We start from the raw sequence: 12,526 nt of genomic DNA, 5'->3' as shown, positions 1-12,526 counted from the left end.
GGTATGACCGCACTGTGACCACCGAGCGCCACACCGAACCGGTGTACAGCGACCGCATCCTGACCGTGCCGAATGTTCTCAGCGTCATCCGGCTCATCGGCGTCCCCGTCTTCCTGTGGCTACTGCTGGTCGAGAAGGCCGACGGCTGGGCCTTCGCGCTGCTGGTCGTCAGCGGTTTCACCGACTTCCTGGACGGCAAGCTCGCCCGGCTGCTCGACCAGTCCTCCAAACTCGGGGCCATCCTGGACCCGCTGGTGGATCGGCTGTACCTGCTGGCGACGTTGGGTGGCTTGCTGATTCGCGGGATCCTGCCCTGGTGGGTGGTGCTCATCCTGGTCGGCCGCGACGCGGTTCTGTTCCTGACGCTGGGCATCTACAAACGCCGCGATCTGCCCCCGCCGGAGGTCATCTACCTGGGCAAGGCCGCCACCTTCGCGCTCATGTCGGCGCTGCCGTGGCTGCTGGCCGGCCAGATGGATTGGGCCGCCGCGGGTTTCGGCCGAGCCTTCGGTGGGGCATTCTTGGTCTGGGGTACGGCGGTGTACGTCTGGACCGGCATTCTCTACCTCGGCAAAGCCATTGCCGTGGCCCGGACCATACCGGCCGTGCCGCACCATGATCGCTAGCCGATAGGGTATTGCCACGCATCGACGACGATGCCGCGAGAGGACGCCCGTTGAAAGGACACTTGTGACCGACCTACCCGAGGACCTGCGCTACACCGAAGAACACGAATGGGTGCGCAAAGTGGGGCCGACCCGGGTGCGGGTGGGCATCACCGACTTCGCACAGTCGCAGCTGGGTGACGTCGTCTTCGTGCAGCTGCCCGACGTGGGCCGTGAAGAGGCTGCCGGCGAGAGCATCGCCGAGGTGGAGTCGACCAAGTCCGTCTCCGACATCTACATCCCGCTTGCCGCGAAAATCGTTGCCGTGAACGATCTTCTGGTCGCCGAACCGGAGACCATCAACACCGATCCGTACGGCGACGGCTGGATGTTCGAACTCGAGGTCTCCGACGCCGCAGCCCTCGACGCAGAGCTCGCAAAGCTGCTCGACGCGGCAGGTTATCAAGGAGTTATCGGAGGCTGAAGGAGCCTTCACAGTTCTACCTGCACGGGTACGCCCTGGCAGGGTACGGTCATTGCCAACAGATGTGTCTGCAGCCGGTGCCCGGACGGTGTGTTCAGAAGTCCGGACCAACCCGACAATCGGGGAGGCGGCCGGTGGCCGCATCGCCGAAGGCATCAACTGCTTGCATGGATTATTCGGTTCGAGGAGGAGAGCAAGGGTGAGCGAGAACAAAGACCCGGGTTACCAGGAGACAGCAGCCGAAACCACTTCGGTGTTCCGCGCTGATTTCCTGAACGAGGTCGACACGTCGCGCACCGAGCAGACCGGTGAACAGCCGGTGCAAGGGGTCGAGGGCCTGCCCGCGGGCGCGGCCCTGCTGGTGGTCAAGCGCGGCCCGAATGCCGGATCGCGTTTCCTGCTCGACCAGCCCACCACCTCCGCGGGGCGCCACCCCGACAGCGACATCTTCCTGGACGATGTCACCGTCAGCCGTCGCCACGCCGAGTTCCGTCAGGACGACGACACCTTCCAGGTCGTCGATGTGGGCAGCCTGAACGGCACCTACGTGAACCGGGAGCCGGTGGATTCCTCGGAGCTGCAGAACGGCGACGAGGTGCAGATCGGCAAGTTCCGTCTCGTGTTCCTGACCGGCCCCCGCCCCGTAGAGGCGTCGGGCACGCTATAGGACACTCCGGAATGACAGGCGCAGCGCAGTGGACGCGCGGAGGTATGTCGATCGGCTCCGTGCTGGATTTGCTGCGTCCGGATTTCCCGGACATCACCATCTCGAAGATTCGGTTCCTCGAATCGGAGGGATTGATCAGCCCGGAGCGAACTCCCTCGGGATACCGCAGGTTTCACGTCGGCGACGTCGAACGCCTGCGGTTCGTTCTGACCGCACAGCGGGACCAGTACCTGCCCTTGAAGGTGATCAAGGAGCAGCTCGAAGCGATCGACAGCGGTGCCGCGACGCTCGGCGTACGGGAAGCCCGTGCCCGAGCGGGCGTGGGGGGAGACGGCTCGCACGCCGGCAACGGTGCGGCCGCGCAAGGAAACACTATGGCGCCCAACGGTGACGGCCGATTACGACGGCTCGGAGTCGTGCCCGGTGAGGTATCGCCCGAGGAACTCCGGTTCGATCACGAAATCCGGATCACTCGGGCGGACCTGCTCGATCAGGCCGGTATCGACGAGAAGTTCCTGACCGAACTCATCCGAGCCAACCTGATCACCCCCGGCGCCGCCGGATTTTTCGACGCCGACGCGGTGACCCTCGCCCGCACCGCTAAGGCCCTCAGCGAATTCGGTTTGGAGGCACGGCATCTGCGTGCCTTCAAGCTGGCCGCGGATCGCGAGGCCGCGATGGTCGCACAGATCGCCGCCCCGATCGCGAAGAGCCGCGACGCGGACGCCCGCGCCCGTGCCGAAGAGACCGTGCGCGAGTTGGCGGCACTGTCGCTGACCCTGCACACATGCCTGGTGAAGACCTCTGTGCGCGCTTCCCTCGGGGGCTGAAATCTTCGCCTAGACTCGGTGATACGGCCGACTACGTTAGGCAGGGCTGGGTTCGGCCGGCGAGTACTTGGGAGGCAGTTGGCCATGAGCGAGCGCAGCGAGCGAATCGATGAGCACAGCGCGCGTTCGCGCATCGTCCTGCCGAGCTCTAGCGAGGCAGGACGATGAGCGAAATGCGTGTTATCGGCATCCGTGTCGAACAGCCACAGAACCAGCCCGTGCTGTTGCTTCGTGAGGCCAACGGTGATCGCTATCTACCGATTTGGATCGGGCAGGCCGAGGCGACCGCGATCGTGCTCGAGCAAGAAGGCGTCACGCCGATCCGCCCGCTCACCCACGATCTGATCAAGATTCTGATCAAGGAACTCGGGCACACCTTGAAAGAGGTGCGCATCGTGGATCTGCAGGAGGGCACCTTCTACGCCGATCTGGTCTTCGACAACGATCTACGCGTCTCGGCGCGGCCCTCGGATTCGGTCGCCATCGCGCTGCGCGTCGGCTGTCCGATCTACGCCGAGGAGCCGGTCCTCGAGGAAGCCGGGCTGGTCATGCCGGACGAGAAAGAGGACGAGGTCGAGAAGTTCAAGGAGTTCCTCGAGTCGGTGTCGCCCGATGATTTCAAGGCCACCGACAGCTGATCTTCAGGGGTGCTCGCAGGTGATCTCGGCGACGGTGCAATTATTGTCTCGACCTGTACTTAAGGTCTAGAAACACGCCGCCGAGGGCGCTTGGTTCGATGCCGATACTCCCGAGACAATCAGGAGAGTAGCCTCGATAGTTAGGCCACGCTCCAGCGTCGACGAGTGTTCACGAACACGAGCCCTGACAGGCAAGCAGTAAGGGAGTAGTCAGTGGGAGATCAACCGCAACCGCAGGATGTGGTGCAGCCTGGGCTGTTCCCCGACGACACGGTGCCGGACGAACTCGTGGGCTACCGGGTGCCCAGCGCCTGCCAGGTGGCCGGGATCACCTATCGTCAGCTGGACTACTGGGCCCGCACCGGGCTGGTCGTGCCGTCCATTCGCTCCGCCACCGGATCGGGCAGCCAGCGGCTGTACTCGTTCAAGGACATCCTGGTCCTCAAAATCGTCAAGCGGCTGCTCGACGCCGGCATCTCACTGCAGAACATCCGCATCGCCGTGGATCACCTGCGCAGCCGCGGCGTCGAGGATCTGGCCGGCATCACGCTCTTCTCCGACGGCGCCACGGTGTACGAATGCTCGTCGCCGGAAGAGGTCGTGGATTTACTGCAGGGTGGTCAGGGCGTGTTCGGCATCGCCGTCAGCGGCGCGATGCGCGAGCTCACCGGGGCCATCGCCAACTTCCCGGCCGAGCGGGCCGAAACCGGATCCGCCTCGGATCGCCCCGAGGACGAACTGGCCTTCCGCCGCAAGGCCCGCATGAGCAAGACCGGCTGAGCTCCCCCGCCTCTCCGCGACTTCAGCGCCCAGCTGAGAGCCGTCACCGGCCGGGCACGCGTGCCGGCGGCTCATCAGGGGACCGATCTCGGATGTACCCGGTGAGTTACCCGGATCTCACGAAATCAGTTGCCGCGTTCCGAAAAGGGGCGCGGCAACATTGTTGTAATCTGCGGCCGCTTAGACTGACAGTGCGTCGCAGCCGTGCGGGAGAGTTCCGGGGCTGGTTCATCGAATTCGGTGGGCTGGTTCAGGACGCCGAAGGAGCAGCACCTCCCCGTCAATCTCTCAGGCACAAGGGACCGTGCGGAGTTTCGACGCCTCTGGAAAGTGGTGGTCGCGAGCCACCCGCCCATGGTGAAAGGGCCACCGGCACACACCGGTCGGCCCGAATCTCTCAGGCGCCCAGGACAGAGGGGGAGGGCAGACGACTGGTCGACCATCGTGGTCGACTCCGCCCGACCCTTGGAGCTGCCGTGACCCGTTCCTTCGCCGACCGCCACATCGGACCCGATCCGGGCGAACTCGACCGCATCCTGCAGGTCGTCGGCGTCGAATCGCTGGATGAGCTGGCCGCCAAGGCCGTACCCGCGAGCATTCTCGACGCACCCGCCGGCAACGGGCTCGACGCCCTGCCGCCCGCCGTGTCCGAACACGAGGTGCTGGCCGAACTGGCGGCGCTGGCGAACTCGAACACCGTGGCCACCACCATGATCGGGCTCGGCTACTCCGACACCCTCACCCCGCCGGTGCTGGTGCGCAATCTCATCGAGAATCCGGCCTGGTACACCGCCTACACGCCGTATCAGCCCGAGATCAGCCAGGGGCGGCTCGAGGCGCTGCTCAACTTCCAGACCATGGTGTCGGATCTGACCGGCATGGAGGTCGCCAACGCGTCCATGCTGGACGAGGCCACTGCCGCGGCCGAGGCCATGACGCTGCTGCAGCGGGCCAACCGCGGCAGCAAGTCCACGCGGCTGCTCATCGACTCCGATCTCTTCCCGCAGACGAGGACGCTGCTGTTCACGCGCGCCGAGCCGCTGGGAATCGAGATCGTCGAGGAGGATCTGTCCGGCGGGGACCTGCCCGAGGGCGAATTCTTCGGTGTGATCGTGCAGCAGCCGGGCGCCTCCGGCAAGATCGTCGACTGGGCTCCGCTCATCGAAGCCGCCCACGCCCGTAAGGCTTTGGTCGCGGTCGGCGCGGATCTGCTTGCCATGACCATGATTACGCCGCCCGGTGAACAGGGCGCGGACGTATGTTTCGGCACCACACAGCGTTTCGGCGTACCGCTCGGCTTCGGCGGCCCGCACGCCGGATACCTGGCCGTGCGCAACGCGCATGCCCGGCAGCTGCCCGGCCGTCTGGTCGGGGTCTCGGTGGACGCGGACGGCAACAAGGCCTACCGGCTCGCGCTGCAGACGCGCGAACAGCACATCCGCCGGGAGAAGGCGACCTCCAATATCTGCACCGCGCAGGTGCTGCTGGCCATCGTGGCCGCCATGTACGCCTCCTACCACGGCGCGGACGGGCTGCGGTCCATCGCGCGCCGCGTGCACGGGCACGCCCAGTGGCTGGCCGCCGGACTCGGCGACGCCGTGGTGCACCAGCGGTTCTTCGACACCGTGCTGGTGAACGTGCCCGGCGGCGCGGAGGCCATCGTGGCCAAGGCCAAGGGACAGGGCATCAACCTGCGGCTGGTCGACGCCGATCACGTCGCCATCGCCTGCGACGAGGCCACCACCGACACCCATGTGGTCGCCGTGCTCGACTGCTTCGGCGTGGAGATTCCGGTCGGCCCCGAGGGCGCGCTGTTCCACGGGCAGCCGCGGCCGCACATCGAGGACCGCACCTCCGAATACCTGACCCACCCGGCGTTCACCCGGTACCGCACCGAGACGGCCATGCTGCGCTACCTGCGCGCGCTGTCCGACAAGGACATCGCGCTGGACCGCAGCATGATCCCGCTGGGCTCGTGCACCATGAAGCTGAACGCGGCCGCCGAGATGGAATCCATCACCTGGCCCGGGTTCAACCGCGTGCACCCGTACGCGCCCGTGGAGGACGCTCCCGGCCTCATCCGTCTGATCGAGGATCTCGAAGGCTGGCTGTCGGCGGTCACCGGCTACGACCGGGTCTCGTTGCAGCCCAACGCCGGATCCCAGGGCGAGTACGCGGGCCTGCTCGCCATCCGCCGGTATCACCTGGATCGCGGTGACTCGCACCGCGATACCTGCCTCATCCCGTCCTCGGCGCACGGCACCAACGCCGCCTCGGCCGCCATGGTCGGCATGCGGGTGGAGGTCGTGAAGACCCGCCCCAACGGTGACATCGACCTGGACGACCTGCGTGCCAAGATCGCCGACCATGCCGAGCGGCTGGCCTGCATCATGATCACCTACCCGTCCACGCACGGCGTGTACGAGCACGAGGTGGCCGAACTGTGCGCCCTCGTGCACGAGGCCGGCGGTCAGGTGTACGTCGACGGGGCCAACCTGAATGCCCTTGTCGGACTTGCCCGTCCGGGCAAGTTCGGCGGCGATGTCAGCCACCTGAACCTGCACAAGACCTTCTGCATTCCGCACGGCGGCGGCGGTCCGGGCGTGGGTCCGGTGGCCGTCCGCGAACATCTGGCAAAGTACCTGCCGGGTGATCCGCTGGAGGCCGGTTTGCACGCGGTGTCGGCCGCCAAGTACGGCTCCGCCTCCATCCTGCCCATCACCTGGTCCTACATCCGCATGATGGGCGCGGACGGCCTGCGCGCCGCCACCCTCACCGCCATCGCCTCCGCGAACTACATCGCGCGCCGCCTGGACGCGCACTTCCCGGTCCTCTACACCGGCGACAACGGCATGGTCGCCCACGAGTGCATCCTCGACCTGCGCGAGATCACCAAGCGCACCGGCGTCACCGTCGACGATGTCGCCAAGCGCTTGGCGGACTACGGCTTCCACGCCCCGACCATGAGCTTCCCGGTCGCGGGCACCCTCATGGTGGAGCCCACCGAAAGCGAAAACCTCGAAGAGCTGGACGCTTTCATCGACGCCATGATCGCCATCAAGGCCGAGATCGATCAGGTCGAGGCCGGTGTCTGGCCGGTCGAGGACAACCCGCTGCGCGGCGCCCCGCACACCGCGGCCTGCCTGGTCGGCGACTGGGATCACCCCTATTCCCGCGAAATCGCCGTCTACCCGCAGGGATTGGGTAATGCGCGCGCCAAGGTGTGGCCGTCCGTGCGCCGCATCGACGGTGCGTACGGCGACCGCAACCTGGTCTGCTCCTGCCCGCCGCTGGACGCCTACACCGACTGAGCACTCTCGTGAACACGCTGCGCCCCACCGGTTTCCGAATCGGTGGGGCGCGGTGCGTTCAGCGGCTCGTTCGATTCAACGGCTGACTGTCCAGAGACGGATGGTCTTGTCGCTGCTGGTGGTGGCGAGCAGCGAGCCGTCCGGGGAGAAGGCGGCGGCGTAGACGGCATCGGTGTGACCGGTGAGCGGGTCGCCGATCGGGGCACGGGACTCGATATCCCAGAGCCGGGCGGTCTGGTCGTCGCTGGTGGTGACCAGGGTGCCGCCGTCGGGGCTGAAGGCCACCGAGCGGATGCCTGCCGAGTGGCCGGAGATGGGGTCGCCCAGCTGTTTGCGGGTGCGGACATCCCAGATCCGGGCGGTGGCATCGGCGCTGTTGGTGGCCAGCAGGGTGCCGTCCGCGTTGAAGGTGATGGTGCGGACCCGGTCGGTGTGGCCGGTGAGCGGGTCGCTGATGGACTGGCGGGTGCGCAGGTCCCACAAGCGCAGCGTGGTGTCGAAACTCGAAGTGGCGACGGTGGTGCCGTCCGGGCTGAAGGCCACCGAACTCACCGCGCCATTGTGGCCGGTGAGCGAATCACCGGACAGGGCATGGGTTTTCAGAGATCGGAAACGTACGGTGCTGTCGCTGGCGGCAATGGCCAGCAGCGTGCCGTCCGGGCTGAAGGCGATGCCGTTGATGGACACCGAACCCTCGGTGAGGGTGTCGCCGGACTGGTGGCCGGTGGTCACGGACCACAGGCGGGCCGTGGTGTCGGCGCTGGTGGTCGCCAGCAGCGTGCCATCGGGACTGAAGACGACCGAGCGGACGCGATCGGTGTGGCCGGTCAGCGGCTCGCCCCGCTGGGCTTGCGCCTCGACATCCCAGAGCCGGGCCGTATTGTCGAAACTCGCTGTGGCGAGGGTCTTTCCGTCCGGGCTGAAGGCCACGGCGTGCACCAGGCCGGTATGGCCGCTGAGCACCGCCCGCAGCCGGGCGCCCGCCCCCGAGGAACGCGAGCCGTCGCGATCGACGAGCAGCGGGATCGCACCGGCCGCCGCGGCCACCGGCACCGCCACCGCGGCGGCGAACAGGAAGCGCCGTCGCGTCAGTGCGCGCGGCTTCGTGGCAGGGGGCGTAACCGGCGGGGGCGGAAGAGTATTCGGGTCCGACAAGATCGGATACGGCTGGGACGCGGAAGTATGCGGTTGTGGTCCAGAGGGGTACGGCTGGGGGCCTGAGGGGTAGGGCTGTTGCCCCGAAACCAACGGCTGGCGGCCAGAGGCGTACGGCTGAGGGCCGGAAGGCCGCGGCTGCTGCCCGGTGGTATACGGCTGCGGACCGGCGGGCAGCGGCTGCGGGCCGGAGGTGTACGGGTGGGGTGGCGCGGTGTGCGGTTGGGGCAGGCGCGGATTCGACTGCGGGCGAACCGGATCGGCCGGGTGGACGGCGGGATTCATCGTGGTCGGTGCGGTACGCGGTTGGTGGACGGCCGGATTCATCAGGGTGGGGGCCACGTACGGCTGTGGTGACAGCGGATCCGCCTGGGGGAGGGCCGGATTCGAGTCCGGGCGCACCACGGACGACACCGTGTTCGGCTGGCCGGAGGCCTCGATCGGGCGGGTGGGCGGCACCCGGTGGCGGGGGCCGGTGGTGTGCCCGGACTGCAGGGCCACATGCGCGGCGTGCGCCAGCGCCAGACAGGTCGGGTACCGGTCGGCGGGGTTCTTGGCCATGGCGATCGCGATGACCTGGTCGAAGCGGGCGGGCAGATCCGAGCGGACCGCCGTGGGCTGCGGCGGCGGCTGGCTGAGGTGGGCGTGCAGGATCGCGGCGAGGGTGTCGCGGGGGAATGGAACCGTATTGGTGAGCAGGCGGTACAGCGTGGCGCCCAGCGCGTAGACATCGGCGCGATGGTCGAGCACGCCGCCGGTGAGCAGTTCCGGGGCGGCGTAGGCGAAGGTGGCGCGTACCGACGCGGTCACCGTGGTCGGATCGTCGGAGGTGCGCGCGATCCCGAAATCGGTGAGGTAGACATGCGGCCGCCCCGCCCCGACCGTGGTCAGCAGATTCGCTGGCTTGACGTCGCGATGCAGCACCCCCTGCCGGTGCGCGTGATCGAGCCCCTGCGCCGCCTGGCCGATGATGTCCAGCGCGCGCTGCGGGGGCAGCGGGCCGCTCCTGAGCAGCTGCGCGATATCGGGCCCGTTCACATAGTCCATGGCGATCCACAGGTGATCGCCCTCCGCCCCGCGATCGTGCACCCGCACGATATGCGGATGCTGCAGCCGCGCAACAATATCCGCTTCCCGATGGAAATACGCCCGGGCCTCGGTGTCGCGCCCCAGCTCGGGCAGGAGAACTTTCAACGCCACATTCATCGGCAATCGAGGATGGCGTGCGAGATACACCGAACCCATCCCACCGGCGCCGATCAAACGTTGGATGGTGTATCCGGCGAATACGGCGCCAGGCTGCAATGTCACCCGGCCCCGCCCTCGCCCGCTCTGCTACGTCGACCCATACACCCGCCTTCGCTCGTGCACGTTGCCCGTGCAAAGCATTATCGCGTCAGCTGAGCTCCGCGGTAACGCGATGGCGAACCCCGCTGCCGCCCACCCGGTTCCGGCATCCGTGATCCACGGTCGGCTCGGGACGGTCGAACCCGGGCGATCCTGCCCGCGACCTGGGCATCGGTCGGCGAGCCGGATACCGCCTTCAGGTTCAAACGCGGAATCATTCCGACACCCGGCAGCTCTGACCTGCCGTCGAGGCGGGTCCGAGGGGCGGAGCGGTGACGGTCGGGGGCGCGGTTGTCGTGCTGGGCGGGGCGTCGGAGGGCTGGGTGGCCGCGACGGCGCAGGGCGGGAGCAGGTGCTGCCGGGTGAGGACCTGGAGTTGGACGAGGGCCTCGTCACGCGATCCGGTCGGGAGGCCGCGCGCCACCTGCACCTGGGCGGTGCTCACCAGATCGGTGACGAGCAGTTCCCGGCAGCCGGCGGGGAAACCTGCCCCGGGGTCCGCCAGATGGACGTCCCCGGCGCGCGTGACGCACACGGCTTGCTCGATCTCGTGCAGGCTGAAGCCGAGCAGCGCGGACGGGCTGCCCTGGAACAGCACCACGCGACCGCTCTGCTGGCCGACGTAATACTTGCCGTGGGTCATGAGGTAGGGGACGAGAAGCGCGGCGACGACCAGGATGCCCGCGACCGATCCGGCCAGCATCGCCCGGTTGCGCGCCCGGCGGCGCGGTGCGGGATGTGGACGCATCGCCGAAGGAGAAGGCCGGTCGGCCGGAGCCCCCGGCGGATAATCCGGTCCACCCGAAATCGAACCGCGCCAGATGATCTCGGTGCGCTCCGCCTCGACGGCGGGTGGACGATCGGTGGGCGGCGCGAGCGGTGGACCGTCCTCCGACCTCGCCGAATTCGCGGGGCCCTGCCCACTCGAATCACCGTCGCGCGCGCCTGCGGTGTCGGACACGCGCGGGTTCGCGGCACCGAACCTGCCGGGGAACGGTGCATCCAATAATGCCGCGGCCCAGCTCTCGTCGTCCGCGACCGGGCCCTGCACACGCCCGGCATCATCGAGAGTTCCCGCTGCGGCTCCGGACTCGCCGGTGAACGCCCCGCGACCGGCCGAGTCTCGGCCAGAGGGTTCGGTGTCGGCGGGGGAGGCGGCGTCATGGCGCGATCTGCTCTCGTCCGGGGTTTCGCCGCCGTCGGTTCTGCCGTCGCGGGGTCGGCCGGCAGGTTCGGTGCTGCGGTGGCCGGTGTGGGAGGCATTGTTGTGCAGTGCTTTTCGTGCCGCTACCGCCAGTGCTCGGCCGGATGGGAAGCGTTCGCCGGGGGCCTTGGACAGGGCGCGGTGCAGGACTTCGTCGAGAGTCGCGGGGAGGTCGGGGCGGTGGTCCGCCAGTGGGGGTGGGGTTTCGTTGAGGTGGGCGTGCATGACGGCGGCGAGGGAGCGGCGGGGGAAGGGGACGCGGCCGGTGAGGAGGTGGTAGAGGGTGGCGCCGAGGGAGTAGAGGTCGGCGCGTTCGTCGACCGGGTCGCCGGTGAGGAGTTCGGGGGCGGCGTAGGCGAAGCTGGCGCGGACGGCGGTGGCCGAGGCGGTGTCGTCCATCAGGCGGGAGATGCCGAAATCGCTGAGGTAGACGTGTTTTCGGTGGTTGACGGTGGCGATGAGGAGGTTGGCGGGTTTGATGTCGCGGTGCAGGACGCGGTGGGTGTGGGCGTGGTCGAGGGCGTCGGCGGCCTGGGCGACGATGTCGATCGCGACGGCGGGCGGCAGGGGGCCGCGCTCGAGGAGCTGGGCGGCGTCGCAGCCGTCGACGTAATCCATGGCGATCCAGAGGTAGTCGCCTTCGGCGCCGCGGTCGTGGACGGGAACGATATGGGGGTGTCGCATGCGGGCGGCGATATCGGCTTCACGTTCGAAGCGGGCGCGGTCCTGCGGGGTGCGGCCGAGTGCCGGGTCGAGCACCTTGAGGGCGACATCGATGGGCAGCCGGGGATGGCGGGCCAGATAGACCGTTCCCATTCCGCCGGCGCCGATCCGGCGGTGCACGATGTACCCGGCGAAGACGGTGCCCGGCTCGACCATCCGCGCTCTCGCCTCCCCCTCCGCCCCGGGACGTCGTGCGCGAATCGTAGCAGGCGGTATCCGGCAACCGCTGGTCCGGACGTGAACAGCACTGCGCCCCAACGACTTCGGCAGTCGCCGGGGCGCAGTCGGACAGCGGAGCCGGTCAGGCGTTGCTGGGCTTCCAGGTGGCGACGGCCCAGATCACGAACACATCCAGCGCGATGATCAGCAGCGACCACGCCGGATAATAGGGCAGCCACAGGAAGTTGGCGACGATGGACGCCGCCGCCAGCACGATCGCCGCCGCGCGGCCCCAGGTGGTACCCGCCATCAGGCCGACGGCCGCGATGACCACCAGGCCGCCGATGATGATGTGTGTCCAGCCCCAGCCCGTGGTGTTGAACTTGTACAGGTAGTCGTTGACATTGACGATGAGCAGATCATCGGAGGCAACCGCGGAGATGCCCTCGAGGATGGACAGCACACCGATGACAAACAGGACCACGCCCGCGGCGATCGATCCGCCCGCGGCGAAACCCTGTTTGACCGAGCTGCCCTCGGTGTCCGTGCTGTGCGCCATGATGTGTACCCCTTCGGTGGAGAATGGCTTTTCTCGAATCTCCCATGAGTTAGCTGGGAGTTCG

The 12,526-nt window shown here is 67.9% G+C and carries 10 protein-coding genes and 1 riboswitch; of the genes, 7 read left to right on the top strand and 3 right to left on the bottom strand.

The features are described from left to right. Positions 1–14 precede the first annotated feature (14 nt). The 7 genes from JK358_RS06495 to gcvP all read left to right on the top strand — a co-directional run bounded on the left by JK358_RS06495 (position 15) and on the right by gcvP (position 7,315). The gene (locus JK358_RS06495; protein WP_201944806.1) at positions 15–626 is read left to right on the top strand and encodes a CDP-alcohol phosphatidyltransferase family protein; all 612 of its coding nucleotides are present in this window, start codon (positions 15–17) and stop codon (positions 624–626) included. 64 nt (positions 627–690) lie between these two features. Beyond that, positions 691–1,089 (top strand): glycine cleavage system protein GcvH, encoded by a 399-nt coding sequence (gcvH, locus tag JK358_RS06490; protein ID WP_201944805.1) that lies wholly within the window; start codon positions 691–693, stop codon positions 1,087–1,089. A gap of 199 nt (positions 1,090–1,288) precedes the next feature. After that, a complete protein-coding gene (gene odhI, locus JK358_RS06485) occupies positions 1,289–1,756 on the top strand; it encodes an oxoglutarate dehydrogenase inhibitor Odhl (protein ID WP_201944802.1) in 468 nt (155 codons plus the stop codon). A 44-nt stretch (positions 1,757–1,800) separates the two neighbouring features. Next, entirely contained in the window at positions 1,801–2,586 is a 786-nt protein-coding gene (gene ftsR, locus JK358_RS06480) for a transcriptional regulator FtsR (RefSeq protein ID WP_201944800.1), read from the top strand. A gap of 164 nt (positions 2,587–2,750) precedes the next feature. Further along, positions 2,751–3,224: a bifunctional nuclease family protein gene (locus JK358_RS06475; RefSeq protein WP_181578948.1), complete on the top strand. Its 474-nt coding sequence runs from the start codon at positions 2,751–2,753 to the stop codon at positions 3,222–3,224. A gap of 213 nt (positions 3,225–3,437) precedes the next feature. After that, positions 3,438–4,004: a MerR family transcriptional regulator gene (locus tag JK358_RS06470; RefSeq protein ID WP_181578949.1), complete on the top strand. Its 567-nt coding sequence runs from the start codon at positions 3,438–3,440 to the stop codon at positions 4,002–4,004. Between the two features lie 313 nt (positions 4,005–4,317). Next, a riboswitch (glycine riboswitch) is annotated at positions 4,318–4,428 on the top strand. 52 nt (positions 4,429–4,480) lie between these two features. Continuing rightward, positions 4,481–7,315: an aminomethyl-transferring glycine dehydrogenase gene (gcvP, locus tag JK358_RS06465; RefSeq protein ID WP_201944798.1), complete on the top strand. Its 2,835-nt coding sequence runs from the start codon at positions 4,481–4,483 to the stop codon at positions 7,313–7,315. A gap of 75 nt (positions 7,316–7,390) precedes the next feature. Here gcvP and JK358_RS06460 read toward each other — a convergent pair whose 3' ends face one another. The 3 genes from JK358_RS06460 to JK358_RS06450 form a co-directional block, all read right to left on the bottom strand. Next, positions 7,391–9,781 (bottom strand): WD40 repeat domain-containing serine/threonine protein kinase, encoded by a 2,391-nt coding sequence (locus JK358_RS06460; protein WP_201944791.1) that lies wholly within the window; start codon positions 9,779–9,781, stop codon positions 7,391–7,393. A 250-nt stretch (positions 9,782–10,031) separates the two neighbouring features. Then, entirely contained in the window at positions 10,032–11,900 is a 1,869-nt protein-coding gene (locus JK358_RS06455; RefSeq protein WP_201944782.1) for a serine/threonine-protein kinase, read from the bottom strand. Between the two features lie 145 nt (positions 11,901–12,045). Beyond that, entirely contained in the window at positions 12,046–12,462 is a 417-nt protein-coding gene (locus JK358_RS06450) for a DUF7144 family membrane protein (protein ID WP_201944774.1), read from the bottom strand. Positions 12,463–12,526: the final 64 nt, after the last annotated feature.

The organism is Nocardia acididurans (genome assembly GCF_016741815.1).
Taxonomy (GTDB): domain Bacteria; phylum Actinomycetota; class Actinomycetes; order Mycobacteriales; family Mycobacteriaceae; genus Nocardia; species Nocardia acididurans.
The sequence above is the reverse complement of the archived record's forward strand: the minus strand, read 5'-3'. Positions and strand labels throughout refer to the sequence as shown.